Annotated in this window: 24 protein-coding genes and 1 tRNA gene; 7 read left to right on the top strand and 18 right to left on the bottom strand. The window is 67.3% G+C overall.

The window, feature by feature from the left end:
• Positions 1-140: 140 nt before the first annotated feature.
• The 5 genes from X946_RS04325 to X946_RS04305 form a co-directional block, all read right to left on the bottom strand.
• Entirely contained in the window at positions 141-1,097 is a 957-nt protein-coding gene (locus X946_RS04325) for a ribose-phosphate pyrophosphokinase (protein WP_038744457.1), read from the bottom strand.
• 46 nt (positions 1,098-1,143) lie between these two features.
• Positions 1,144-1,220: transfer RNA gene (locus X946_RS04320), tRNA-Gln, on the bottom strand.
• Positions 1,221-1,274: 54 nt separating this feature from the next.
• Positions 1,275-2,156, bottom strand: coding sequence for a 4-(cytidine 5'-diphospho)-2-C-methyl-D-erythritol kinase (gene ispE / locus X946_RS04315; protein WP_038744456.1), 882 nt, complete (start codon positions 2,154-2,156; stop codon positions 1,275-1,277).
• Positions 2,157-2,190: 34 nt separating this feature from the next.
• Positions 2,191-2,820 (bottom strand): lipoprotein insertase outer membrane protein LolB, encoded by a 630-nt coding sequence (gene lolB, locus X946_RS04310; protein ID WP_038744455.1) that lies wholly within the window; start codon positions 2,818-2,820, stop codon positions 2,191-2,193.
• On the bottom strand, positions 2,817-4,637 hold the full coding sequence (locus X946_RS04305; RefSeq protein ID WP_038744454.1) for a tetratricopeptide repeat protein: 1,821 nt from the start codon (positions 4,635-4,637) through the stop codon (positions 2,817-2,819). Before X946_RS04305 ends, lolB begins: the two co-directional genes overlap by 4 nt.
• 88 nt (positions 4,638-4,725) lie before the next feature.
• Between X946_RS04305 and mutM the strand changes: the two genes are divergently transcribed.
• Together mutM and mutY are read left to right on the top strand one after the other, a co-directional pair.
• A complete protein-coding gene (mutM, locus tag X946_RS04300; protein WP_038744453.1) occupies positions 4,726-5,556 on the top strand; it encodes a bifunctional DNA-formamidopyrimidine glycosylase/DNA-(apurinic or apyrimidinic site) lyase in 831 nt (276 codons plus the stop codon).
• 8 nt (positions 5,557-5,564) lie between these two features.
• Positions 5,565-6,671 carry an A/G-specific adenine glycosylase gene (gene mutY / locus X946_RS04295; protein ID WP_038744452.1) on the top strand — a complete coding sequence of 369 codons (1,107 nt, stop codon included), beginning with the start codon at positions 5,565-5,567 and terminating at the stop codon, positions 6,669-6,671.
• Positions 6,672-6,994: 323 nt separating this feature from the next.
• Here the strand turns inward: mutY and X946_RS04290 are convergent, their stop codons facing one another.
• The 11 genes from X946_RS04290 to kdsD all read right to left on the bottom strand — a co-directional run bounded on the left by X946_RS04290 (position 6,995) and on the right by kdsD (position 16,244).
• Positions 6,995-7,627 carry an LON peptidase substrate-binding domain-containing protein gene (locus tag X946_RS04290; protein ID WP_038744451.1) on the bottom strand — a complete coding sequence of 211 codons (633 nt, stop codon included), beginning with the start codon at positions 7,625-7,627 and terminating at the stop codon, positions 6,995-6,997.
• A 26-nt stretch (positions 7,628-7,653) separates the two neighbouring features.
• Positions 7,654-8,547 (bottom strand): RNase adapter RapZ, encoded by an 894-nt coding sequence (gene rapZ / locus X946_RS04285; protein ID WP_006024491.1) that lies wholly within the window; start codon positions 8,545-8,547, stop codon positions 7,654-7,656.
• Positions 8,548-8,622: 75 nt separating this feature from the next.
• Complete coding sequence (hprK, locus tag X946_RS04280) at positions 8,623-9,591, bottom strand: HPr(Ser) kinase/phosphatase (RefSeq protein WP_004195225.1); 969 nt, start codon at positions 9,589-9,591, stop codon at positions 8,623-8,625.
• Between the two features lie 128 nt (positions 9,592-9,719).
• The gene (gene ptsN / locus X946_RS04275; protein ID WP_059575819.1) at positions 9,720-10,229 is read right to left on the bottom strand and encodes a PTS IIA-like nitrogen regulatory protein PtsN; all 510 of its coding nucleotides are present in this window, start codon (positions 10,227-10,229) and stop codon (positions 9,720-9,722) included.
• Positions 10,230-10,462: 233 nt separating this feature from the next.
• Positions 10,463-10,819 (bottom strand): ribosome hibernation-promoting factor, HPF/YfiA family, encoded by a 357-nt coding sequence (gene hpf / locus X946_RS04270; protein WP_038744450.1) that lies wholly within the window; start codon positions 10,817-10,819, stop codon positions 10,463-10,465.
• 150 nt (positions 10,820-10,969) lie between these two features.
• Positions 10,970-12,478, bottom strand: coding sequence for an RNA polymerase factor sigma-54 (locus X946_RS04265; RefSeq protein WP_038744449.1), 1,509 nt, complete (start codon positions 12,476-12,478; stop codon positions 10,970-10,972).
• Positions 12,479-12,645: 167 nt separating this feature from the next.
• Positions 12,646-13,422, bottom strand: a complete 777-nt coding sequence (gene lptB / locus X946_RS04260) for an LPS export ABC transporter ATP-binding protein (protein WP_038744448.1) — start codon at positions 13,420-13,422, stop codon at positions 12,646-12,648.
• Positions 13,419-14,084, bottom strand: coding sequence for a lipopolysaccharide transport periplasmic protein LptA (gene lptA, locus X946_RS04255; protein WP_038744447.1), 666 nt, complete (start codon positions 14,082-14,084; stop codon positions 13,419-13,421). Before lptA ends, lptB begins: the two co-directional genes overlap by 4 nt.
• A gap of 18 nt (positions 14,085-14,102) precedes the next feature.
• The gene (gene lptC, locus X946_RS04250) at positions 14,103-14,717 is read right to left on the bottom strand and encodes an LPS export ABC transporter periplasmic protein LptC (protein ID WP_038744446.1); all 615 of its coding nucleotides are present in this window, start codon (positions 14,715-14,717) and stop codon (positions 14,103-14,105) included.
• A gap of 4 nt (positions 14,718-14,721) precedes the next feature.
• Positions 14,722-15,261 (bottom strand): KdsC family phosphatase, encoded by a 540-nt coding sequence (locus tag X946_RS04245; protein ID WP_038744445.1) that lies wholly within the window; start codon positions 15,259-15,261, stop codon positions 14,722-14,724.
• Complete coding sequence (kdsD, locus tag X946_RS04240) at positions 15,261-16,244, bottom strand: arabinose 5-phosphate isomerase KdsD (protein ID WP_038744444.1); 984 nt, start codon at positions 16,242-16,244, stop codon at positions 15,261-15,263. The genes X946_RS04245 and kdsD overlap by 1 nt, the downstream gene beginning before the upstream one ends.
• Positions 16,245-16,370: 126 nt before the next feature.
• Here kdsD and X946_RS04235 point away from each other — a divergent pair, with 126 nt between their 5' ends.
• The 5 genes from X946_RS04235 to purU all read left to right on the top strand — a co-directional run bounded on the left by X946_RS04235 (position 16,371) and on the right by purU (position 21,537).
• Positions 16,371-18,380, top strand: a complete 2,010-nt coding sequence (locus X946_RS04235; RefSeq protein WP_038744443.1) for a monovalent cation:proton antiporter family protein — start codon at positions 16,371-16,373, stop codon at positions 18,378-18,380.
• Positions 18,381-18,476: 96 nt separating this feature from the next.
• Entirely contained in the window at positions 18,477-19,043 is a 567-nt protein-coding gene (locus X946_RS04230; RefSeq protein ID WP_038744442.1) for an adenine phosphoribosyltransferase, read from the top strand.
• Positions 19,044-19,122: 79 nt separating this feature from the next.
• Positions 19,123-19,737, top strand: a complete 615-nt coding sequence (locus X946_RS04225) for a LysE family translocator (RefSeq protein WP_038744441.1) — start codon at positions 19,123-19,125, stop codon at positions 19,735-19,737.
• 11 nt (positions 19,738-19,748) lie between these two features.
• The gene (locus tag X946_RS04220) at positions 19,749-20,600 is read left to right on the top strand and encodes an NUDIX hydrolase (RefSeq protein WP_038744440.1); all 852 of its coding nucleotides are present in this window, start codon (positions 19,749-19,751) and stop codon (positions 20,598-20,600) included.
• Between the two features lie 55 nt (positions 20,601-20,655).
• A complete protein-coding gene (purU, locus tag X946_RS04215; protein ID WP_038744439.1) occupies positions 20,656-21,537 on the top strand; it encodes a formyltetrahydrofolate deformylase in 882 nt (293 codons plus the stop codon).
• A gap of 285 nt (positions 21,538-21,822) precedes the next feature.
• Here purU and X946_RS04210 read toward each other — a convergent pair whose 3' ends face one another.
• Both X946_RS04210 and uvrA read right to left on the bottom strand, forming a co-directional pair.
• Positions 21,823-22,908: an AI-2E family transporter gene (locus X946_RS04210; protein ID WP_038744438.1), complete on the bottom strand. Its 1,086-nt coding sequence runs from the start codon at positions 22,906-22,908 to the stop codon at positions 21,823-21,825.
• A gap of 218 nt (positions 22,909-23,126) precedes the next feature.
• Complete coding sequence (gene uvrA, locus X946_RS04205; protein ID WP_038744437.1) at positions 23,127-25,994, bottom strand: excinuclease ABC subunit UvrA; 2,868 nt, start codon at positions 25,992-25,994, stop codon at positions 23,127-23,129.
• Positions 25,995-26,075 lie beyond the last annotated feature (81 nt).

Here is a 26,075-nt window from a genome sequence, read left to right as displayed (position 1 = left end):
GACCAGGCAGTAAAACGGGGCCCCGCGACTGCATGAGGCCCCCGATCGAATGGCCGGGGGTTCGTCGGTCCCGGCCGATTGTGCAAAAAGCGAAGCTCGTCGCTTCGCTTTTGCGCTAAACCACTTTGCGGCGGATCGCTTTACGATTCCGCGAACAGCGACATCACCGAATCGCCGCGGCGAATCCGCGAGAACGTTTCGGCGAGAAGGCCCGCGCTCGACAGCGAGCGGATCTTCGGGCACGAGAGCGATTCGGCGGACAGCGGAATCGTGTCGGTGACGACGAGCTCGTCGAGCGCCGAGGCGGCGATCCGGTCGCCCGCACCGCCCGAGAGCACCGGGTGCGTCGCGTACGCGAACACCTGCTTCGCGCCGCGCTCCTTCAGCACTTGCGCGGCCTTGCAGAGCGTGCCCGCCGTGTCGACCATGTCGTCCATGATCACGCAGGTGCGGCCTTCGACTTCACCGATGATGTTCATCACTTCGGCGACGTTCGCCTTCGGACGGCGCTTGTCGATGATCGCGAGATCGCAGTTCAACTGCTTCGCGAGCGCGCGGGCGCGCACGACGCCGCCGACGTCCGGCGACACGACGAGCAGATCCGAGTAGTTCTGCTTGCGCAGGTCGCCCAGCAGGATCGGCGTCGCGTAGATGTTGTCGACGGGGATGTCGAAGAAGCCTTGAATCTGGTCGGCGTGCAGATCCATCGTGATAATCCGCTCGACGCCGGCGATTTCCAGCATGTTCGCGACGACCTTCGCGGAGATCGCGACGCGCGCCGAACGCGGACGGCGATCCTGGCGCGCATAGCCGAAGTAGGGGATGGCGGCGGTGATCCGGCCTGCGGATGCGCGCTTCAACGCATCGACCATGATCATCAGTTCCATCAGGTTGTCGTTCGTCGGCGCGCACGTGGATTGCAGGACGAAGACGTCCTTGCCGCGCACGTTTTCCTGGATTTCGACCTGGATCTCGCCGTCGGAGAAACGGCTGACCATCGCTTTGCCGAGGGGAATACCAAGAATTTTGACGACTTCCTGAGCAAGCGCGGGATTGGCGTTGCCAGTAAAAACCATCAGGCCGTCATGGCTGCTCATCGTGCACCTGCTTCGGGCTTAGGCGGGAAATGCGGGAAAGAAATTTTGGCAGGGGAGGAAGGACTCGAACCCTCGCATGCCGGAATCAAAATCCGGTGCCTTGACCAACTTGGCGACTCCCCTACACTTAACTTTGAGCTCCACCGGAAGTGTAGGCCATCCGACGGCGCAAAAACTTTATGACGCGAAAGCGAAGAGTGGATGCTCACTCAAGCTCTCGGCAATTGCGCTGTTCCAGCCGGCCGGCAGTTTGGCTTGCGCCGCTTCTGCTTCAGCCTTGCTCCTGAACGCTGAAAACACGCTAGCTCCAGAGCCGGTCATCCGCGCGGGGGTCAGATTATAAAACCATTCGACCACCTTTGCAACTTCCGCGTACTTGCTCGTCACAACTTGCTGCATGTCATTCCGGCCGAAGCTGTCCGGCCATCCTGCGTCGCAGCTTTGCTGTGCAAGAAAGTCCGTAATTGTGATGGGCTTTGAATCCCTTGTCAACGATTTATCGGAGAAAATCGCTGCGGTCGGAACATGAACCCGTGGCGTCACAACCAGGAACCAACGAGCCGGCAATTGTACCTGCTGCAATGCTTCTCCGATACCCTCCGCGAACGCATTTTTGCCGAACACGAAAAAGGGCACGTCGGCGCCGAGCTTCACCGCGAGCGATTGCAGTTCCTCTCGCGGCAAATCGAGTTTCCACAGGCGGTTGAGCGCAAGCAGCGTCGTCGCCGCGTCCGAGCTGCCGCCGCCGAGGCCCGCGCCCATCGGCAGGCGCTTGTCGATCTCGATGTCGACGCCGGCTTCGACGCCCGCGTGCGCCTTCAGCAGCGACGCCGCGCGCACGACGAGATCGGTTTGCTCCGGCACGCCCGGCACGTCGGTTTTGCGTGACACCTTGCCGTCGTCGCGCAGCGTGAAATGCAGCGTGTCGCCCCAGTCGAGCAGCTGGAATACGCTTTGCAGTTCGTGATAGCCGTCCGGGCGGCGGCCCGTGATGTGCAGGAACAGGTTCAGTTTCGCCGGGGCGAGGCAGTCGCGCAGCGAGCGGGTCGTATCGGTCATGCTTGAGGAAACGTTGTCGGGCAAAAGCGCGCGTTCAGTGGTCGAGCACGAGCTTGATGTCGAGCGGCGGCGTTTGCCGCACCAGGTTGATGCGCTTCACGCCGGCGGCGGGCGCATCGGCGTACGCGATGTAATCGATGGTCCAGCCGTCCTGGCGGATCTCCTTGATCCGCGTGCCGTCCTGCGGGTCGCGCACCGTCGTCGCGGGCGTCGCTGGCGCGGGCGTGGGCAGCAGCCAGTAGCGCAGGCCGTCGAGCGGCAGCGCGAAGCCGAGCGCGCGCTGCATCAGCTCGCCGACGTCGGGCGCGTATTGCGGCTGGCGATTCGGCAGTTCGAGCGACGCGCCGCTCGGCGCCGACTTCACGACGGCCAGCGTCTGGCCGAGCGGGCTGCGCAGCTCGAGCGACACGCTCGCGTCTTGCTCCTGCCAATCGAAATTGCCGTAGACGTTGCGCGGATTGCCGAGCTGATCCTGGTACTGGACCGCGAAGCGGCCCGTGTAAGCGCGGTTCTGCTCGGTTTGCAGCGCGTTCGGCGCGATGGAGGCGCTCGCTCGCTCGGGCTGCGTCGCGCAGCCGGCGAGCGCGATGGCGGCCGCCGCGGCGAGGACAAAGCCGCGCGCGGCGTGCGCACGCGACCGGGCAAAACGCGGCGTCGTCATCAAAGTCCGTTCACCTGAAAGCGCTTGAGCGTCTGCACGAGCGTATCGTTGTCGGGCTCGAGCTTCTGCGCGGCGCGCCACGCGGCGCGCGCTTCGTCCTGCGCGCCGCTTTTCCACAGCACTTCGCCGAGATGCGCGCCGATTTCCGCGTTCGGCTGCAGGTCGTAAGCGCGCTTCAGGACCTTCGTCGCGCCTGCCGTGTCGCCGAGGCGGTACTTGATCCAGCCGAGGCTGTCCATGATGAACGCGTCGTTCGGCGCGAGCGAGCTGGCCTTCTCGATCAGCTTATCCGCTTCCTGCAGGCGCAGATTGCGATCGGCGAGCGAATAGCCGAGCGCGTTGTATGCCTGCGGATTGTCCGGCTGCGCGCGCATCAGCAGGCGCAACTGCTGCTCCATCATCGTGTACTGGCCGATCTTCTCGCAGGCCATCGCGTAGTCGTAGCGCAGATCGGGATCGTCCGGGTAATCCTCGACCGCCTGCGCGAGCCGGTCCGCAGCTTCCTTGTAGCGCTTCGACGTGAAGAGGATCGACGCGTCGGTGCGCGCGATCACCGCGGCGTCGCGCGGGTCGGACACCTGCAGGTTAGCGAGCAGCTTGCGCGCCTCGTCGACCTTGCCCTGCTTCTGCAGGAGCTGCGCGCGCGTGACCTGCGCGGGCACGTATTGCTGGCTCGATTCGTCGACCTTGTCGAGCCATTGGCCGGCGAGCGCATCGTTGCCCTGGTCGAGCGCGATCTGCGCGAGATAGACGTACGCCTGGCCGACGTCCGCCCCAGGCTTCTTCTGCGCGACCTTCACGTATTGCTTCAGGTACTTGGTCGCGTCGTCGAGGTGCTTCTGCTGGATCTTGATGAGCGCGATCGCCATGAGCGGCGTCGGGTCGCCCGAATCGTTGCGGCGCATCGCGTCGAACTGCTTCTGCGCGTCGTCGAGCCGATCGTCGGCGAGGTAGAGCTGCGCGAGCGCGAGGCGGCCATCGCGCGATTTCGGATTCTGCTGGACGAACTTCTCGAACGATTCGATCCCGGTCGCGCGCTCGCCCGGACCCATCTGCGACAGCATCAGCGCGGCCGGCAGATAGTCGGGCTTGAGCCGCAGCGCCTCCTTCAGCGATTGCGTCGCGCCGTTCTTGTCGTCGGTCGCGAGCTGCTGGCGCGCGATCGCGATCCGCGCCTCCGGCCGGTTCATATCGTTCTTCAGCAGATCCTGAAGCACCGTCAGGCCGCCGACGCGGTTCGGGCCGCGCGCGAGCAGCGCCTGCAGCGCGATGATCGCTTCGCCGCGGTTCGCGCCCGTCGCGCGCGCGAGCTCCTGCGCGAGCATCGGCTGCGCGTCGGCCGGCTTGCCGCCGAGCACGAGGAGCGCGGCGTCGACCTGCGCGGCGCGGGGCGAATCCGGCGAATACTCGCGCCACAGATTCGCGGCCGTCAGCGCGTCCGCGGGGCTCTGCGCGGCGAGCGCGATCTCGGTCGCGCGCTGGGCCATCCGCGGATCGCGGGTGTCGCGCGCGAGCGCGAGGTAGGTCTGGTACGCGGGGGCCGGGAGATTGCGTTGCAGCGCGACCTCGGCCGCGAGCACCTGGTAGACGATCTGGCTCGTCAGCGAGACGTTCGGCAGATCCTTCTGCTCTTCCGGCAGCATCGACGCGAACGCGGCCCGAGGGGCGTCGTCGCCTGCGTCGTCCTGCGCGTGAGCGGGGAACGCGGCGAGCGCCCACGCCGCGACGAGCGCGGCGCCGATCGCGCGGCGCACCGGGACGGCGCGCGGGCCGCGCGCAGCGGCAGGGCGCTTCTGGGACAGCTTCGAGGGCAAGGTCATGGAAATCCGTTCAATGTTTCAGCCGATTGTAACGCGCTCGCTACAATACGCGCACCAATGCCATTAGCCAGATAGAGACCCGTAAAACATGCCAGAGTTGCCGGAAGTCGAGGTTACGCGCCGAGGCATCGAGCCGTTCGTCGCCGGGCGACGCGTGAAGCGCGTCGACGTGCGCACCGCGATGCTGCGCTGGCCCGTGCCCGCGGGCTTCGCCGAGATGCTGAAGTCGCGCGAGGTGCTGAGCGTCGAGCGGCGCGGCAAGTACCTGCTGTTCGAAGTCGACGCCGGATGGTTCATCGTCCATCTCGGCATGACAGGCACGCTGCGCGTGCTGCCGAACGACGCGCCGCCGCCCGCGCCCGCGAAGCACGATCACGTCGACTGGATCTTCGACGAGTTCGTGCTGCGCTTTCGCGATCCGCGACGCTTCGGCGCGGTGCTCTGGCATCCGCGCGACGCGGGCGACGTGCATGCGCATCCGCTTCTCGCGAGCCTCGGCGTCGAGCCGTTCTCGGCCGCGTTTACCGGCGAGCTCCTTTACAAGCGCACGCGCGGGCGCAAGGTGGCCGTCAAGCAGGCGCTGCTCGCGGGCGACATCGTCGTCGGCGTCGGCAACATCTATGCGTCCGAGAGCCTCTTTCGCGCCGGCATCCGGCCGACCGCGGCGGCCGGGCGCGTGTCGCTGCCGCGCTACGAGCGCCTCGCCGAGGCCGTGCGCGCGACGCTCGCCGACGCGATCGAGCGCGGCGGCAGCACGCTGCGCGACTTCGTCGGCAGCAACGGCGAAAGCGGCTACTTCCAGCTCGACTGCTTCGTCTACGATCGCGCGAGCGAGCCGTGCCGGGTGTGCGGCTCGCCGATCCGCCAGATCGTCCAGGGTCAGCGGTCCACTTATTTTTGTCCGAATTGCCAGCGTTGAAATAAATCTTGAAACCGCCCCGCATTCCCCCCGCGCCGCCCGCCGTCACGCCGCTTCACGCCGCCTTCGCGCCGACGCTGATCGCATGGCAGCGCAAGCACGGCCGTCACGACCTGCCGTGGCAGAACACGCGCGAACCGTACCGGATCTGGCTGTCGGAGATCATGTTGCAGCAGACGCAGGTGTCGACCGTCGTGCCGTACTACGTGCGCTTTCTCCAGCGCTATCCGGACGTCGCCGCGCTCGCGGCCGCGCCGATCGACGACGTGATGGCGCTCTGGGCCGGGCTCGGCTACTACTCGCGCGCGCGCAATCTGCATCGCTGCGCGCAGGCGGTCGTCGAGCTGCACGGCGGCGCGTTCCCGGCGTCGCCCGAAGCGCTCGCCGAGCTGCCGGGCATCGGCCGGTCGACGGCCGCGGCGATCGCGTCGTTCGCGTTCGGCGCGCGCGCGACGATCCTCGACGGCAACGTGAAGCGGGTGCTCGCGCGCGTATTCGGCGTCGAGGGCTTTCCGGGCGACAAGCGCGTCGAGAACGAGATGTGGGCGCTCGCCGAGTCGCTGCTGCCCGATGCGGCCGAACAGGCCGACGTCACCGCGTACACGCAGGGCTTGATGGATCTCGGCGCGACGCTTTGCGTGCGCGGCAAGCCCGATTGCGCGCGCTGCCCGTTCGCGGGGGACTGCGCCGCCGAGCGAAGCGGGCGGCAACGCGAACTGCCCGCCGCGCGCCCGAAGAAGGCGGTGCCGACGCGCCGTACGTGGATGCTCGTGCTGCGCGACGGCGACGCGGTGCTGTTGCAGCGGCGTCCGCCCACGGGCATCTGGGGCGGTTTGTGGAGTCTGCCCGAAGCGGACGGCGACGCCGCGCTCGCGCGGCGTGCGCGCGAATTAGGCGGCGCGGCGCTCGCGGCGCTCGCGCCGTTCACGCATACGTTTACGCACTTCAAGCTCGAGATCGAGCCGAGGCTCGCCGAGCTCGCCAGCGCGATGGGCGGCGCGTTGCAGGCGGCCGACGACGAGACGGCATGGGTTGCGCTCGACAAGCTCGACGCGTACGGCGTGCCGGCCCCGGTGCGCAAGCTGCTCGACGGGTTGAGCGGGTCGTTGCTTTAGGCGGGGAGCGGTCGCGCGGACGCCGAGGGGGCGGGCGATTCGATGCGGCGAACACGTGCGGCGAAAACATGTGACGTCGACGGCGAAGCGCAAGAGCGGCGGCCGCGTCCGGCTCGCTTTCCTAGCGGAGCGACGGCGCTTGCCGGGATTGCCGTGATTACCGCGAGCGTCGTGCGCGAACGCGTGAGTTGCGCGGACGAATCGAGCATTCGATCGGGCGCGCGCACGCGGCTCGTGCCTGGAACGCCGATAACGGCAACGACGCCGAACGCATCAGGTCGGCTTGCCGCGATGCCCGCGGGGCAACCGCGCGCATTGCGCGTCTACAGCCAGCCGTGACGATTCAGTTCGCGATGAACCGCGTCGATTCGCGCGCCGACGTCGGGAAACTCCATCAGCTTCTGCCGCGCGCGCAGATCGAGCGGCAGCACTTCCGCGAGCCGGTTCGACACCCACGTCGGATCGCCGAAGCGAAACGGCTCGACGAACGGCAATTCGGCGTCGGATTTGCGCAGGACGTCGACGATCCGCTCGAGCGCTTCCGCGCATGCGCCGAATTGCGCGAGCGCTTCGTCGCCTTCGAGCGGGATGTCGTCCTGCATCGGCTCGGCGATGCCCACGAGGAGGCCGTTCGCCTCGACCCGATGCGACAGCAGCTCGAAGCGCTGCGTGCCGATCGTGCGCAGGAACAGCATGCCGAATTCGCCGGTGTCGCATTCGACGATGCGCGCCATGCAGCCGATCGTCTCGGGCACCGATACTTCGCCTTCCTGAGCGACTTCGGGGCCGCTCTTCAGCAGGCACACGCCGAATGGCGCCTCGTCGCGCATGCACGCGCGCGCCATGTCCAGATAACGCGCCTCGAAGACTTTCAGGGGCAACTGTCCGCCCGGAAACAACACCGTATGCAGCGGAAACAGCGGCAAATCGATGAGGGTGGTCGACAGAGAGGACATGGCGGGCACGCGAAAAGTGAGCGGCGCTAGGTGACGAGCCGCGACGACGCGTCCACGGCGACGGGCGCGTCACGATGCCGCACGATCACGTTGGCCTGCCTCGAAAGACGCGCGGCGAGCGTCTCCGCGAGGAACACCGACCGATGCTGGCCGCCCGTGCAGCCGATCGCGACCGTCAGGTAGCTGCGATTATCCTCGCGGAAATGCGGCAGCCACTTGACGAGAAACGACTCGATGTCGTCCAGCATTTGATGGACGACAGGCAATGCGTCGAGAAACGCGACGACAGGCTGGTCGACCCCGGTGAGCGGGCGCAGCTCGTGGTCATAGTACGGGTTCGGCAGCGCGCGCACGTCGAACATGAAATCGGCGTCGAGCGGCACGCCGCGCTTGAAGCCGAACGATTCGAACATCAGCACGAGATCGTCGTTCTTCTGCTCGATGAAGCGCTTGACCCACGTGCGCAGCACGTTCGCGCGCAGATTGCTCGTGTCGATCTGGTGGCCGAATTCGGCGAGCGGCGCAACGAGATCGCGTTCGCGCTCGATCGCCTCTTCGAGCGATACGAGGAGGCCCACGTCCGCGTCGTGCGACGGCGAGCCCGACAGCGGATGGCGGCGGCGCGTCTCGGAGAAGCGCTGGATCAGCGCCTGCGTGCTCGCGTTCAGGAACAGCACGCGCACGTCGTGCTCGCGCGACAACGCGCGGATGAGGCCGGGCATTTCGTCGAGCGATGCGCTCGAGCGCGCGTCGATCGCGACGGCGAGCCGGTTCTGGCCTTCGTTGGCGAGGTAGCGGGCGAGCTCGGGCAGCACGTGCGGCGGCAGATTGTCGACGCAATAGTAGCCCGCGTCCTCCAGCGCGTTCAGCGCGACGGACTTGCCGGAGCCGGAGATGCCGGTGATGAGGACAATGCGCATGGAAAGAGAAAATCCTGACGTTTCATCATAGCACCGGCTCGTTGCGCCAGCGTGGCGAGCGGGAGCCGGCGCGGGTTACACGAGCTTGCCGGGAAACTGGCTGTCCGGGTCCTGCATCGCGAGGCGCTGGCGGTCCATGAAGTCGCGCAGCGTGTCGATGCCGCGCAGCTGCAAGATCGTGTTGCGCACCGCCGCCTCGACGAGCACCGCGAGGTTGCGGCCCGCCGCCACCTGGATCGTCACCTTGCTGATCGGCAGCCCCAGCACGTCGACCGTCTGGCTTTCGAGCGGCAGCCGCTGGAACTCGCCGTCCGGCCGGCGCACGAGTTGCACGATCAGCTTGAGCTTCATCTTCCGGCGCACGGCCGTTTCGCCGAAGATCGTCTTGATGTCGAGGAGGCCGAGGCCGCGCACTTCGAGCAGGTTTTGCAGCAGCGGCGGGCAGCGCCCTTCGACGAAATCGGGGCCAAGTCGGACGAAGTCGACCGCGTCGTCGGCGACGAGCCCGTGGCCGCGGCTGATCAGCTCGAGGCCGAGCTCGCTCTTGCCGAGGCCCGAATCGCCCGTCAGCAGCACGCCCATTCCGAGGATGTCGAGGAACACGCCGTGCAGCGTCGCGCGCGGCGCGAGGATGCGCGACATGTAGAGGCGCAGGCTGTCGATTACCGCGGCGGCCGACATCGGCGTCGTGAAGAGCGGCGTCGACGAGCGCGTGCAGCGCAGGACGAGCTCGGGCGGCGCGGCGGCGCCGCCGGCGACGACGAGGAACGGCGGCTCGAGGGCGATCAGCTCGGCCATGTGGCGCGAGCGGTCTTCGTCGGTCTGGCGCTGGTAGTAGTCGATTTCGGCTTCGCCGAGCACCTGAATCCGGTTCGGGTGGATCAGGTTCAGGTGGCCGACGAGGTCGGCGCTCGACGTCGCGTTCGCGACCGTATCGGCGGAAAACCCGCGTTCCCAGCCTTCATGCCCCGTCAGCCAGCTGAGCTTCAGCATGGCTGCGTTGTCGTCGAAGATGCTCTGGGCGTTGATGCTGGACGTATCCATGAGTCCGTCACTCCAAGGAGCCGGCGCCCGGACGCTGCAACGACGGTTGCGGCGCCGGCCCGGCGGCGGGCGGCTCGACTCGGCGGCGCGGGCCGCGACGCAATGGGGAACGAACCGCCCCGATCAGCTTAAGGTTGCCACTGAGTCAGGAGTTGATGCAACTCGTCGCGATCCGGTTCGGTGTGCAGACGCTCGCGAGTGTCGCGGTCGGACAGCAGTTGGGCAATTTCGGAGAGGATTTCGAGATGCGCCTGCGTCGCCTGCTCGGGCACGAGCAGGAAGATCAAGAGCGACACGGGCTGGCCGTCCGGCGCCTCGAACGGGATCGGCTCGGCAAGCCGCACGAACGCGGCGAGCGGGTGCTTGAGCCCCTTGATCCGGCCATGCGGAATGGCGACGCCTTCGCCGAGGCCCGTCGAGCCGAGCCGCTCGCGCGCGAACAGATTGTCGGTGACGGTGCTGCGGGCGATGCCGTTCTGATTCTCGAAGATCAGCCCGGCTTGTTCGAAGACGCGTTTCTTGCTGGTGACGGAGAGGCCGACGACGACGTTCTCCAAAGGCAGGATTTTGGCTAAGCGATTCATGTTGGCAGGCATAGGGGCGGCCTGGGGTCTCCTCGCGGCGGACTGATTTTCCATGTCGGTCAAAAAGGACGGCGTTTGGCGACGGAGACCTGTGAAGCGCGGCGAACCGGTTCATCGCCCCCGATAATAACCGACACATTATAGAGCACTGCAGACGGCGCAGCGCACCGTGCAAAGCGCCGGGAATCGCCCGGGCGCCGCACATGCGCGCGTCGCGCCACAGCGGTTTGCACAATAAAAAACCGCCCGTCGAGGCGGGCGGTTCGGCCGGCGCTGTCGCGCCGCGCTCATTGCGGCGGAAGTTCGATCTGTTCGACGGCCTGATGCTTGATCGGCTCGTGCGCGTGCGTCTGCAGGCGCTCCATGTGCTTGACGACCTGGCGGTCGAGCTTGTCGATCAGCAGATCGATCGCCGCGTACATGTCGCCGTTCGCGCTTTCGACGAAGATGTCCTTTCCCTTCAGATGCAGCGTGATTTCCGCCTTTTGCCGCTTGTCCTTCTCCTTGTGGTTGTCGACCGTGAGGATCACAGCGCCATCAATGACCTGATCGCTATGCCGTAGCACCCTATCGAGCTTGGTGATCACGTATTCGCGGATAGCAGGCGTGACTTCGAGATGGTGTCCACTGATCTTCAGGTTCATAGTGCTTCTCCAAGCTAATGACCACCTTCCGCATAGAGGCGGCATGCCTGCCGGTTCCGCTTGCCGCCGCTCGGCGCGCGAGCGAATCGGTCGGCAGGCTTTGCCGTCGACTATGCGGCGGCCGGAAAACACCCGCCGCGTGGCGACGGGCTACAAAGACTTGCGCAGATTCACCGCCGGGATCTTGAGGGCTTCGCGATATTTGGCAACCGTGCGGCGCGCGACCACGAACCCTTGTTCCGCTAGCAGCTCGGCTATACGACTATCCGAAAGAGGGGATTTGGGGTCTTCGGCTCCTATCAGTTGTTTGATGAGGGCGCGGATGGCCGTCGACGACGCGGCACCTCCGGTGTCTGTCGAAACGTGCGATCCGAAGAAGTACTTAAATTCAAGTGTGCCGAACGGGGTCAGCATGTACTTGCCGGTTGTCACACGGGAGACAGTCGATTCGTGTAGGCCCAGCGTATCAGCTATTTCCCGCAAAACCAAGGGGCGCATCGCAATTTCGCCGTGCGCGAAGAAATTCTTCTGACGTTCGACAATCGCCTGCGCGACGCGCAGGATCGTCTCGAATCGCTGCTGAATGTTCTTGATCAGCCAGCGCGCTTCCTGCAGTTGCTGCTTGAGCGAGCCCGTGCTCGGATCGCCGCGGCTGTTGCGCAGGATGTTCGCGTACAGGTGGTTGATCCGCAGCCGCGGCACGACTTCCGGATTGAGTTCCGCCTGCCAGTTCTGGCCCGTCTTCTTCACGATGATGTCGGGCACCACGTAGTCCGCTTCGGCCTTGCCGTACGCCGCGCCGGGGAACGGCTCGAGCGAGCGGATCAGCGCGTGCGCGTCGCGCAGTTCGTCGTCGGTCGCTTTCAGTTGCTTGCGCAAGCGCGTGAAATCGCGCGCGGCGAGCAGCTCGAGATGCTGCGACACGATATCGAGCGCGAGCGCGCGCGTAGGGGACGGATCGAGGCGCAGCAGCTGCAGCTTCAGGCACTCGGATGCGGAGCGCGCGCCGACGCCGGCCGGATCGAAGCTGTGCAGGAGCGCGAGCGCCGCGCTCAGTTCGTCGACGTCGACTTCGAGCTCCGCCGGCAGATCGGAAAGCACTTCATCGAGCGGCGCCGCCAGATAGCCGTCGTCGTCGAGCGATTCGATCAGGAACGTGACGAGCGCGCGATCGCGCGGGCTCGCCTGCGTGACGCGCAGTTGCGCCATCAGATGGTCGCGCAGCGAGGTCGACGTTTCGTGGATCTGCATCGGCGGCAGATCGTCGTCGTCGGAGGCGGCGGGCGAGCGGCCGAAGTCGTCGAGGTTCCATTGGTTCGCGTCGCCGCTGTCGGCCGAATAGCTGTCGTATTCGTCGACGCCGGCGGGCTCGTCGCGCTCGGTGCGCTCATTCGTCGCACTCGTGCCGTTCGACGCGCCCTGCATCGGCTCGGGTGCGGGCGACGCGGGCGTCTGCGCGATCACCGAGCCGTCGGCCGCGACGCGCAGCGGGCTCGCGATCCAGTCGTCGTCGTTTTCGAGCAGCGGGTTCTGCGCGATCGCCGTCGCGACTTCCTGTTGCAGTTCGAGCGTCGATAGCTGCAGCAGCCGGATCGACTGTTGAAGCTGGGGCGTGAGCGCGAGATGCTGCGACAGGCGGAGTTGGAGGCTGGCTTTCATGGCAAAAAGGGAGTCATGCCGGAAGTTTGCCACGAGGGCGGCGCGTTGAGGCATTCGGGATGACGCTTGGCGCGCGGATGCGCACGCCCGGCGCATGCCGAACGTGCGGAGGGACGGCGCGGATCGCGCCTGGGAAAGGACGGCCGCGGGATCGTGTCCCGCGCCGCTCACATGCGGAAGTGCTCGCCGAGGTAGACGCGCCGCACGCTTTCGTTTTCGATGATTTCCTTCGGAGCGCCGGACGCGAGCACCGAGCCGTCGCTGATGATGTACGCGTGATCGCAGATGCCGAGCGTCTCGCGCACGTTGTGATCGGTGATCAGCACGCCGATATTGCGCTGCTTCAGGAACTTCACGATCTTCTGGATTTCGAGCACCGCGATCGGATCGACGCCCGCGAACGGCTCGTCGAGCAGAATGAAGCTCGGGTTGCTCGCGAGCGCGCGCGCGATCTCGACGCGGCGGCGCTCGCCGCCCGACAGCGACAGCGCCGGATTGTCGCGCAGGTGCGCGATCTGCAGCTCTTCGAGGAGCGCCTCCGCGCGCGCGCCGATCTCGTCCTTGGACAGCCGCTTGCCGTTGTCGCCGTGCTGCAGTTCGAGCACCGCGCGGATGTTCTGCTCGACGGTCAGCTTGCGGAACACCGACGCTTCCTGCGGCAGGTACGACAGGCCGAGCGACGCGCGCTTGTGGATCGGCATCAGGCTGATCGGGCTGCCGTTCAGCGAGATGTCGCCCGCGTCGAGCGGCACGAGGCCGACGATCATGTAGAACGACGTCGTCTTGCCGGCGCCGTTCGGGCCGAGCAGGCCGACGACTTCGCCGCTCTTCACGTCGAGCGATACGTCCTTGACGACGGTGCGCGAGCCGTAGCGCTTCTTCAGGTTGCGCACGACGAGCGAGCTCGACGTGCCGGCCGGCTGGCGATTGGGGAGCGCGTTCACGGGTTCGGTGCTCCCTGCAGGCTGTTCGACGGCGAGAGCTGCGCGGGGCCGCCGGACAGCGGCGCCGAGCCGCTGTTCTTCGGCGTCAGCATCGCGCGCACGCGCCCGCCCGGGTTGCCCGGTGCGACGACGTCCTTGCCGCCGCGCGCGGTGTAGAAGTCGCGCTGGCCGTCGTAGGTGATCACGCTGCCGTGAACCGTGTCGGCGACGGTGGACAGGCCTTGCAGGCGGCGCACGGTCGCGTTCGTCGTCAGCGTGGTCAGATCCTGCTTGCCGTCGTAGTCGATTCGCTCGGCGTCGCCGTCGATGTATTCGTCGAGGCCTTCGCGCTTCTGGCGAAACGATGCGTGCTTCTTGCCGGAGGCCGTCGCGGTCGCGTACTGGTAGCCCTGCGCGTCCTGGCGCACCTCGACGCGGTCGCCCTTGATCAGGATCGTGCCCTTCGTGATGACGACGTTGCCCGTCGCGACCGTGACCTGCTTCAGGTCGTCATAGGTCAGGTTGTCCGCTTCGACGTTGATCGGCTTGTCGCGGTCGGCCTTTTCGGCATGGGCTGCGGGCGCGACGCCCGCGAGCGGTGCCGCGACGAGCGCCGCCGCGAGCACCGCGCGGACGACGCGGCGTGCGCCGCTCTGGAATAAACAAGGGAACGATTCGTTCATGCAGTCCCGCGTGGTGAGTTACTTGGGTTGGCCTGGAGCGCCGCCGGACGCGTCGGAAGAGGCGATCGTGCCGCGCACGTTGCCGTAGAGTTCGATGACTCGGGTGACGTTGTTGTACTTCATCCCGGCGGCGGCGTTCGCGATCGACAGGCCGCGCTGAAGTTTAACCGGCTTTTCGGTCTCGATCACATCGTCGTTGACCAACACCCGGAAATGCTCGGAATCCGCCTGCATCGGCGGGTCGCCCGCGCCCGCTGCGCGTACGATCCGCGCTTCGTCATACAAATCGACGATCGACACGTCGCCGTTGACGACGCCGCGCTTGGCGGTCGCGGTCACGGTCGGCTTGCCGGGCTGGAACGCGCGCAGCGCGGGCTGAGTCAGGTCGCTCGTCTCGTCGTCTTCGTAGTGGACGAGGCCCGCCGCCGCCAGCCGGTACTGGGTCGAGCCCGTCTGGTCGAGCTCGGTGACGGAGAAATTGTCCGCGAAATAGTCGGGCGTGTGCGATTTCGGCCGCACGACCGCCTCGCCGGGCGGCGGCAGCGTCGCCTGCAGCAGCCAGTACGTGCCGCCCGCGAGCGCCGCCATCGCGACGAGCGGGATCATCGAAGTCAGCCGGAATTTGCCGTCCATCCGCTCAGACTCCGCAGGCGGCCGCGAGCAGCGCGTCGTAGCGGTGCTGCGCGCGCAGGATCGCGTCGCACACTTCGCGCACCGCGCCGTGGCCGCCGCGAGCCTCGGCGACCCAGTGCGCGCGCGCGATCACGTCCGGATGCGCGTTCGCCGGCGCGGCCGCGAAGCCGCAGCGCAGCATCACCGCGAGGTCGGGCCAGTCGTCGCCCATGTAGCCGCACTCGGCGGCCTCGAGGCCGAGCGCGCGCAGCAGCTCGCCGAACACGGCGAGCTTGTCCTCGACGCCCTGATGCAGGTGCGCGATCCGCATTTCCTTCGCGCGCGCGGCGACCGCTTCCGAGCGGCGGCCGGTGATGATCGCGGTCGCGACGCCGGCTTCGCCGAGGAGCTTCACGCCGTGGCCGTCGAGCGTGTTGAACGACTTCATCGTGTCGCCCGTCGCGGTGAAATGGAGGCCGCCGTCGGTCAGCACGCCGTCGACGTCGAAAATCATCAGCTTCACGCGGCTCGCGCGCTCGGCCGCCGTGACAGGGGGCGCAGACATCAAATCACCTTCTTCGAGAACAGATCGTGCATGTTGAGCGCGCCGATCAGCGCGCCCCGCTCGTCGACGACGAGCATCTGGTTGATCCGGTGGCGCTCCATCAGTTCCACCGCCTCGACGGCGAGGTGATCCGGCGCTATCGTGCGCGGATTGCGCGTCATTACGTCGGCGATCGGCAGGCGGCGGAAGTCGCCGTCGCGCTCGAGCACGCGGCGCAGATCGCCGTCGGTGAAGATGCCGGCCACGCGGCCCGCGTCGTCGACGACGGCCGTCATTCCCATCCGCTTCGCGGTGATCTGGAAGAGGGCGTCGGCGAGCGTCGCGCCGAGCGGCACGGCGGGCACCTCGTCGCCCGTGCGCATCACGTCGCGCACGTACGTGAGGAGGCGCCGGCCGAGCGCGCCGCCCGGATGCGAGCGCGCGAAATCGTCGGAGCCGAAGCCGCGCGCGTCGAGCACCGCGACCGCGAGCGCGTCGCCGAGCGCGAGCGCGGCCGTCGTGCTGGCCGTCGGCGCGAGGTTCAGCGGGCACGCCTCCTTCGCGACGCCCGCGTTCAGGTGGACGTCGGACAGCGTCGCGAGGCTCGACGCCGGGCGGCCCGTCATCGCGATCAGCTTCGCGCCGAGGCGCTTGATGAGCGGTAGGATTGCGACGAGCTCCTCCGATTCGCCGGAGTTCGAGATCGCGATGAACACGTCGTCCTTGGTGACCATGCCGAGATCGCCGTGGCTGGCTTCGGCCGGGTGAACGAAAAACGCGGGAGTGCCGGTGCTGGCGAGCGTCGCGGCGATCTTGCGGGCGATGTGCCCCGATTTGCCGATCCCGGACACGACGACGCGGCCGCGGCAATTCAGAAGCAGCCCGACCGCGGCGACGAATTCGCCGTCGAGCTGGTCGGCGAGCGCGCGCACGGCGTTCGCCTCGATGTCGAGCACGTCGCGGGCGAGCGCGAGCGCCCGATCATCATTGATTTTCGCTATCATGCGCGGAGTATAGCAAAGGCGTTTGTTCGCCGCGCCGGGCCCCTTGCGCCCATCTTCCCGAGTAGTCTCCCGGCCCAACCCGGCGTCCGTCATGCGGCGCCGACGACGAACGAGGACGCTTCGCCCGTGATTTCCCCGCTCGAAATGACGCTTCTGCTGCTGCTTGCCTCGGTGGCGGGCGTCGTCGTGTTCCGATCGCTGAACCTGCCGCCGATGCTCGGCTATCTGACGGTCGGCATCCTGGTCGGCCCGCATGCGCTGGGCTTCGCGGCCGATCTCGAGCGCGCCGAGCACCTCGCCGAATTCGGCGTCGTGTTCCTGATGTTCTCGATCGGCCTCGAGTTCTCGTTGTCGAAGCTGCGCGCGATGCGCCGGCTCGTGTTCGGGCTCGGGCTCGCGCAGGTGCTCGGCACGATCGCGGTCGCGCTGCTGCTCGGCGCGCTCTTCGAGCGCTGGATGCATATCACGTGGGAAGGCAGCGTCGCGCTCGGCGGCGCGCTCGCGATGTCGTCGACGGCGATCGTCTCGAAGATGCTCGCCGAGCGGCTCGAGATCGAGACCGAGCACGGCCGCAACATCTTCGGCGTGCTGCTGTTTCAGGATCTCGCCGTCGTGCCGCTGCTCATCGTGATCGCCGCGTTCGGCGGCGAGTCGTCGAAGGATCTCGCGATGTCGCTCGGGCTCGCGGCGGTGAAGATCGTCGTCGCGCTCGCGCTGCTGCTGATCGTCGGCCAGCGTTTCATGACGCGCTGGATGAACGTCGTCGCGCGGCGGCGCTCGCAGGAGCTGTTCGTGCTGAACCTGCTGCTCATCACGCTCGGCGCCGCGTTCATCACCGACCGCTTCGGGCTGTCGCTCGCGCTCGGCGCGTTCATCGCCGGGATGCTGATCTCCGAGACGCCCTACCGGCATCAGGTGGAGGAGGACATCAAGCCGTTTCGCGACGTGCTGCTCGGCCTCTTCTTCGTGACGACCGGGATGCTGCTCGACCCGAGCGTGATCTGGCGGCATCCGTTCCTCGTGCTCGCGTTCTTCGCCGGCCAGGTGCTGCTCAAGAGCGTGATGATCACGGGGCTCGCGCGCGCGTTCGGCGCGACGCCCGGCGTCGCGATGCGCACGGGGCTCGGGCTCGCGCAGGCGGGCGAATTCGGCTTCGTGCTGTTGAACCTGATCCTCGATCGGCATCTGGTCGACGCGACGCTCCTGCAGTCGATCCTCGCGTCGATGCTGTTGTCGATGCTTGCCGCGCCGTTCCTGATCCAGAACGCGGACCGGATCGTGATGCGGCTGTCCGCGGCCGAATGGATGCAGCAGTCGCTGCAGATGACGCGGATCGCGACGCAGAGCATCAAGCAGAAGGGCCACGTGATCATTTGCGGCTACGGCCGCGCCGGGCAGAACCTCGCGCGGATGCTCGAGCAGGAAGGGATCGCGTACGTCGCGCTCGACCTCGATCCGGACCGCGTGACGGCCGCCGCCGCGGCGGGCGAATCGGTCGTGTTCGGCGACGCGGCGCGCCGCGAGTCGCTGCTCGCGGCGGGCATCCACCGCGCGGCGGCCGTGGCCGTCACGTACGCGAACACGCCGTCCGCGCTGCGCGTGCTGCACAACGTGCACGAGCTCGAGCCGACGCTGCCCGCGATCGTGCGCACCGTCGACGACGCCGATCTCGAGAAGCTGCTCGCCGCCGGCGCGACCGAGGTGATCCCGGAGATCGTCGAAGGCAGCCTGATGCTCGCGTCGCACACGCTCGTGCTGATGGGCGTGCCGATGCGGCGCGTCGTGCGGCGCGTCGAGGAGATGCGCGACGAGCGCTACAGCCTGCTGCGCGGCTACTTCCACGGCGCGGACGACGCGGACGACGACGACCACGAGCAGGTGCGGCTACAATCGGTGCCCGTCGACGCGCGTTCGGACGCGGTCGGCCGCTCGCTGGCCGAGCTGGGGCTGTTCGCGCTCGGCCTCGAGGTGACCGCGATCCGCCGGCACGGGATTCGCGGCGTCGAGCCCGACCCCGAGACGAAGCTGCGCGCGAGCGACATCGTCGTGCTTCGCGGGCTGCCGGAAGCGCTCGCGGAGGCCGAGGAGCGGCTGTCGCGGCACCGGCGCGACGGCGGATCGGCCGCCGCGGCATGAGGCCGCGCGGCCGCTGATTTTTTGGCGTGGTTTTGGGGTAGTCGAGCGATCGGCGGGCGGCGCGAGATTCCGGCGCCGTTTTTTTCGGAGATTTTCATGATGTCCACGTCGTCGGACGCGCAGCTCGATTCCGTCGAGTTCATTCGCAGCCGCATCCGCACGGTGCCGAACTGGCCGCAGCCGGGCGTGATGTTCCGCGACATCACGCCGCTTCTGCAGAGCGCGAAGGCGCTGCGCGTGCTCGTCGACCTGTTCGTCGAGCGCTACGTCGACGCGAAGCTCGACTACATCGCCGGCCTCGACGCGCGCGGCTTCATCATCGCGCCGATCGTCGCGTACGAGCTGTCGGTCGGCTTCGTGCCGATCCGCAAGGCGGGCAAGCTGCCGTACAAGACGCAGCGCGAGTCGTACGCGCTGGAGTACGGCACCGCGGCCGTGGAGATTCACGAGGACGCGTGCCGGCCGGGCGAGCGCGTCGTCATCGTCGACGACCTGATCGCGACGGGCGGCACGATGCTGGCGGGCAAGAACCTGCTCGAGCGGCTCGGCGCGGTCGTCGTCGAAGGCGCGGCGATCGTCGATCTGCCGGATCTCGGCGGCTCGGCGCTGCTGCGCCAAGCCGGCCTGCCGCTTTATACCGTGACCGAATTTTCCGGACACTGAGCGCGGCGCGCCGTCAGCCCATCCGGTTCAAGTTGCAGTCAACGCCAGTTCATCGTCCACCGATACAAGCGAGCTCACGATGCCGAACTTCATGCTGTTCCTCGCCACGTCGATCGCGATTACCGTCGCGCCCGGCCCCGACAACCTGCAAGTGCTCGCGCGCGGCATCTCGCAAGGCCGCGCGGCCGGCGTCGTCGCGGCGCTCGGCTTCGCGTCGGGCGTGCTGTTCCATACGACGCTCGCCGCGTTCGGCGTGGCCGCGCTGCTGCGCTCGTCGCCCGTCGCGTTCCATCTGCTCAAGCTCGCGGGCGGCGCGTATCTGATCTGGATCGGCATCAAGGCGCTGCGCAGCAAAGGCCTCGCGACCGCGCACGAGCGCGCGCCGCAGCCGCTGTCGACGATCTTCCGCCAGAGCGTGATCGGCAACCTGCTGAACCCGAAGGTGACGCTCTTCTTCGTCGTGTTCCTGCCGCAGTTCGTCGATCCGCACGGCGCGCAGCCCGTTGCGCTGCAGATGCTCGAGCTCGGCGCGCTCTTCATGGCGCAGACGGCCATCGTGTTCTCGGTGTTCGGCGCCGGCGCGGGCGTGATCGGCACGTGGCTCAAGCGCCGCCCGCGCGTGGGCGTGTGGCTCGACAGGCTCGCGGGCGCGGCGTTCATCGCGCTCGGCCTGCGTGTCGCGCTGAAGGACTGACGGAGCGCGCGATGACGTTTCCGTGCATCGCCGCCGCGCGCCGCTTCGATCCGGCCGCGCACGTGCCGTTCCGGATCGCCGGCCGCCGGGTCGGCTGGCTGCGCCGCGACGACGTCGCGCGCCTTGCGCGCTGGCCCGACGTGTTCGAGTTTCCGGCGGGATGCGTCGAGCTCGCCGCGCGCTACGACAGCGTCGACGCGCGCAGCATGGCGCTCGCGAGCCCGATCGGCGCGCTGGCGGCGGAAGGCGCGATTCCCGGCTGGCGCGACGAGATCTACGCGATCCGCAACCGTTTCGACGATCCGCCGCTTGCGTACATCGAGCGGGCGGCGTCGCGCTTCTTCGGTACGATGACGTACGCGGTGCATCTGAACGGCGTCGTAGAATACGCGCCTTCGGCGCCGCTCGCGATGTGGCTCGGCCGCCGCAGCGCGACGAAGGCGACCGATCCGGGCATGCTCGACAACGTCGTCGCGGGCGGCATCGGCTGGGGGCTCGGGATCGAGGACACGATCGCGAAGGAATGCTGGGAAGAAGCGGGCATTCCGGCCGAGCTCGCCGCGCGCGCGATTCCCGGCCGCGTCGCGCACGTGCTGTGCTCGCTGCCGGAAGGCACGCAGGCCGAGCAGATCTTCGTCTACGATCTGCCGCTGCCCGCCGATTTCGCGCCCCACAATCAGGACGGCGAAGTCGCCGAGCATCTGCTCGCCGGCGTCGACGAAATCGTCGCGTGGCTGCGCGCGGGAGAAGCCACCGTCGACGCGAGCCTCGCGATGCTCGACAGCCTGCTGCGCCACCGCGCGATCTCGCACGACGACGCGCGCGGGCTCGACGCGCTGTTCGCGCCGCCGCCGCTCGGCTGAGCGCGGCACGAATCCATTGTTCGCAAGATTAGAGTAAGAGAAGGGAGTCCCGGTCATGTCGGCCGATCACAGCTTTATCCTGAAACTGTCGTGCCCGGACCGGCGCGGCATCGTTCACGCGGTCTCGGGCTTCCTGCTCGAGCGCGGCAGCAACATCCTCGATTCGGCGCAGTTCGGCGACAGCCGCACCGGCGAATTCTTCATGCGCGTGCATTTCGAGCAGACGGGCGGCGCGCCCGCCGCGGCCGCGCTCGACGGCCTGCGCGCCGAGTTCGCGCCGCTCGCCGAGCAGTTCGCGATGCGCTGGGAGCTGCACGACGCGTCGGTGAAGCCGCGCGTCGTGATCCTCGTGTCGAAGATCGGCCATTGTCTGAACGACCTGCTGTTCCGCTATCGCACGGGCCAGTTGCCGATCGAGATCTCGGCGATCGTGTCGAACCACAAGGATTTCTATCAGCTCGCCGCGAGCTACGACATCCCGTTCCATCACTTCCCGCTCGCCGCGGGCGCGTCGGCCGACGCGAAGGCCGCGCAGGAGGCGCGCGTGTTCGAGGTGATCGACGAGCATTCGGCCGATCTCGTCGTGCTCGCGCGCTACATGCAGATCCTGTCGTCGAACATGTGCGAGCGGCTCGCCGGCCGCGCGATCAACATCCATCATTCGTTCCTGCCGAGCTTCAAGGGCGCGAAGCCTTATTACCAGGCGTTCGACCGCGGCGTGAAGCTGATCGGCGCGACCGCGCACTACGTGACGACCGATCTCGACGAGGGCCCGATCATCGAGCAGGAAGTCGAGCGCGTCGATCACAGCATGACGCCGGACGAGCTGACAGCCGTCGGCCGCGACGTCGAATGCGTGACGCTCGCGCGCGCGGTCAAGTGGCACGTCGAGCATCGGATCGTGCTGAACGGCACGAAGACGGTGGTGTTCCGCTAAGCGGGCCGCGTGCGTCTTCCGGCCGGTCGGCGTGCGTCGGCTCGGCTGCGGGAGGCGCGCGCCGCCTCGCCGCGGCCGAACCGCGACCGAAATAAAGAAGGCCGCGTCCGGTGACGGACGCGGCCTTTGCCTTCTTTGGGTTCGCCGCGGCGCGTTCGCGATGACGCGTTCGCGCGACGCGGCGTCTGCGCGGGCGCGTTCGCGACGATGCGTTCGCTACAGCGTTCGCGCCCGCAACGGAATTCGCCGACGCATCCCGCCGGACGGCCGCGCGGCGCGCGCCGCTCAGATGAGCCGCAAGTAGATCAGCTCGCGCTTGATGTACGCATAGAAGATCGGCGCGGCGATCACGCCGGGCACGCCGAACGCGGCTTCCATCACGAGCATCGCGAGCAGCAGCTCCCATGCGCGCGATTCGATCTGCCCGCCGATGATCCTCGCGTTCAGGAAGTATTCGAGCTTGTGGATCACGACGAGGAACACGAGCGACGCGATCGCCGTGCCCATGCTGACCGACAGCGACACCGCGACGATCAGCGTGTTCGAGATCAGATTGCCGACGACGGGCAGCAGGCCCGCGATGAAGGTGACGAGCACGAGCGTCTTCGACAGCGGTAGCCGCTGATGGAAGACCGGCAGCGCGGCGAGCAGGTAGATCGCCGTGAAGAACGCGTTGAGCGCCGAGATCTTGATCTGCGCGAACACGATCCGGCGGAACGCGTCGGCGAAGCGCGAGATCCGCGTGACGAGCGCGGTCGACAGCGGCTGGCGCGGTTTGTGGCGATCGACGCCGATCGCGATCATCGCGCCGATGATCATCCCGAACAGCACATGCCCGAACCCGCGCGCGACGCTCTTGCCGCCTTGCTGCAGCTGATCCATGTGCTTGTTCATCAGGCCCGCCGCCTTCGCGCGCATCTGCTCGGCGTCCACGGGCAGCAGGTTCGCGATCCACTCGGGGGTGCGGGTGCGCGCCTGGTCGATGATCTGCATCACCTGGCCGAGCAGATTCTGCGCGTTCGGCACGGTGTGCTCGAAATGCTCGATGACCGCGATCGTGAGGCTCGCGAGCCCGCCGACGATCGCGGCCGACAGCAGCACGACCGCGAGCCAGCGCGCGCGCTGGCTCGACATGTGGCGTTCGATCGCGGGCGCGATCATGTGGACGAGCTGATAGACGAGCAGGCCGGCCAAGAGGCCGCCGAGCAGCTTCAGGTGCAGGACGAGCCACAGGCCGACGAGGGCGAGGAGGTAGCTGCCGATCTCGATCGCCGAAAGCTTCGGCAGGCTGAAATCGCTCGTCAGCCGGACGCTGCGCAGGTGCGGCTCCCGCGTCTGCGGCTCGCGCGGCGGCTCAGATTGCTTCTCCATGACTATCCCTGTATTCGGAGGCTACTCGGCGCGCTTGTGGCCGCAAGCGGGCGTAACCCTGTATCGCCGCGAAGTATAGCAACGATTATCGACCTAAATATTAGGATCTTGTAAGGAAGAATGTAGCGCCGTATCGGCCGCGCGAGGCCGGCACGGCGCCGCGCGCCGCGCGCGAGCCGGGCGGCCGCCGGACGTTGCGCCCGGCGGCCGCGTCCCGCTTACTTGCCGCGCTTGAGGAGCGGCGCGAGGTACTTGCCGGTGAAGCTCGCCTTCGTCTTCGCGATCTGCTCGGGCGTGCCTTGCGCGATGATCTGGCCGCCGCCCGCGCCGCCTTCCGGCCCGAGATCGATCACCCAGTCGGCCGTCTTGATCACGTCGAGGTTGTGCTCGATGATCACGACCGTGTTGCCCTGGTCGCGCAGCCGGTGGATCACTTCGAGCAAGAGCGCGATGTCGTGGAAGTGCAGGCCGGTCGTCGGCTCGTCGAGGATGTACAGCGTGCGGCCCGTGTCGCGCTTGGAGAGCTCCAGCGACAGCTTCACGCGCTGCGCCTCGCCGCCGGACAAAGTCGTGGCCGACTGGCCGAGCCGGATGTACCCCAGGCCGACGTCGAGCAGCGTCTTCAGCTTGCGCGCGACGACGGGCACCGCGCCGAAGAACCCGTACGCGTGCTCGACCGTCATCTCCAGCACTTCGCTGATGTTCTTGCCCTTGTATTGGACTTCAAGCGTCTCGCGGTTGTAGCGCTTGCCGTGGCAGACGTCGCACGGCACGTAGACGTCCGGCAGGAAGTGCATCTCGACCTTCAGCACGCCGTCGCCCTGGCACGACTCGCAGCGCCCGCCCTTCACGTTGAACGAGAAGCGGCCCGGATCGTAGCCGCGTTCCTTCGACGCCGGCACGCCCGCGAACAGCTCGCGGATCGGCGTGAAGACGCCCGTATAGGTGGCCGGGTTCGAGCGCGGCGTGCGGCCGATCGGCGATTGATCGACGTTGATCACCTTGTCGAAGTGCTCGAGGCCCTCGATCGACTCGTGCGGCGCCGGCTCCGTGGCCGAGCCGTACAGGTGGCGCGCGACCGCGTTGTACAGCGTGTCGTTGATGAGCGTCGACTTGCCGGAGCCCGATACGCCGGTGATGCAGGTCAAGAGGCCGACGGGCAGATCGAGGTCGACGTCCTTCAGGTTGTTGCCGTGCGCGTCGACGATGCGCAGCATCCGCTCGGGATCGGGCCCGATTCGCTCGTCCGGATACTCGATCGTGCGCTTGCCGACGAGGTACTGGCCCGTCAGCGAATCGCCGTTCGCCTGAACCTGCTTCGGCGTGCCTTCGGCGACGATCGCGCCGCCGTGCTCGCCCGCGCCCGGGCCCATGTCGACGACGTAATCGGCCGTGCGGATCATGTCCTCGTCGTGCTCGACGACGATCACCGAGTTGCCGAGGTCGCGCAGGTGCTTGAGCGTCGCGATCAGGCGGTCGTTGTCGCGCTGGTGCAGGCCGATCGACGGCTCGTCGAGCACGTACATCACGCCTGTCAGGCCCGAGCCGATCTGCGACGCGAGCCGGATGCGCTGCGCCTCGCCGCCCGACAGCGTTTCCGCGCTGCGCTCGAGCGACAGGTAGTCGAGGCCGACGTTGTTCAGGAACGTGAGCCGCGCGACGATTTCCTTGATCACCTTGTCGGCGATCTCGCGCTTCGCGCCGTCGAGCGTGAGGCCGTCGAAGTAGCCGAGCGCGTCGCGCAGCGGCCAGCCGCTCACTTCGTAGATCGCGCGCGCGTAGTCGCCCTGGCCGACGCGCACGAAGCGCGCCTCGCGGCGCAGGCGCGTGCCGTCGCACGACGGGCACGGCTGGTTGTTCTGATACTTCGCGAGCTCCTCGCGCACCGCGGCCGAATCGGTCTCGCGGTAGCGTCGCTCGAGGTTCGGGATGATCCCTTCGAACACGTGCTCGCGGATCGTCGTGCGGCCGCGCTCGTTGATGTACGAGAACGGGATCGTCTGCTTGCCCGAGCCGTACAGCAGGATCTTCTTGATCTTCTCGGGCAAGTCCTCGAACGCGGTGTCGATGTCGAAATCGTAGAACGCCGCGAGGCTCTGCAGCATCTGGAAGTAGAACTGGTTGCGCCGGTCCCAGCCCTTCACCGCGCCCGCCGCGAGCGACAGCGACGGGTGCGCGACGACCCGCTTCGGATCGAAGAACGTGATCTGGCCGAGGCCGTCGCATTCGGGGCACGCGCCCATCGGGTTGTTGAACGAGAACAGGCGCGGCTCGAGCTCCTGCAGCGAGTACGAGCACACCGGGCACGCGAACTTCGAGCTGAACAGGTGTTCGCGGTCGGTGTCCATCTCGAGCGCGATCGCGCGGCCGTCGGCCAGGCGCAGCGCGGTCTCGAACGATTCGGCGAGCCGCTGCTTCATGTCCGGGCGAACCTTCAGGCGATCGACGACGACGTCGATCGTGTGCTTGTCGTTCTTCTTGAGCTTCGGCAGCGAATCGACTTCGTGGATCTTCGCGACGCCTTCGTTCGCCGCGCCGCCGCCCGAGCGGACGCGAAAGCGCACGAAGCCCTGCGCCTGCATTTCCTCGAACAGCTCCGCATGCTCGCCCTTGCGGTTCGCGACGACGGGCGCGAGGATCATCAGCTTGGTTTCCTCGGGCAGCGCGAGCGCCGCGTCGACCATCTGCGACACGCTCTGCGCCTCGAGCGGGATCTCGTGATCCGGGCAGTACGGCGTGCCCACGCGTGCGTACAAAAGCCGCAGATAGTCGTGAATTTCGGTGACGGTGCCGACCGTCGAGCGGGGATTGTGCGACGTCGCCTTCTGCTCGATCGAGATCGCGGGCGACAGGCCCTCGATCAGGTCGACGTCCGGCTTCTCCATCAACTGCAGGAACTGGCGCGCATACGCCGACAGGCTCTCGACGTAGCGCCGCTGGCCTTCGGCGTACAACGTGTCGAACGCGAGCGACGATTTGCCCGAGCCGGAGAGGCCCGTGATCACGATCAGTTTGTGCCGCGGAAGGTCGAGATTGACGTTCTTCAGGTTGTGGGTGCGCGCCCCACGGATACGTATTTGTTCCATGAACCCGGCGGAAGATGAGAGAACCAAACCTGCTACTATAACGACTTTTCGAGTCCGTCGTTTCAGGCTCCCAACCAATTC

Origin of the sequence: Burkholderia sp. ABCPW 111 (genome assembly GCF_000773065.1) — a bacterium.
GTDB classification, from domain to species: Bacteria; Pseudomonadota; Gammaproteobacteria; order Burkholderiales; family Burkholderiaceae; genus Burkholderia; species Burkholderia savannae.
The sequence above is the reverse complement of the archived record's forward strand: the minus strand, read 5'-3'. Positions and strand labels throughout refer to the sequence as shown.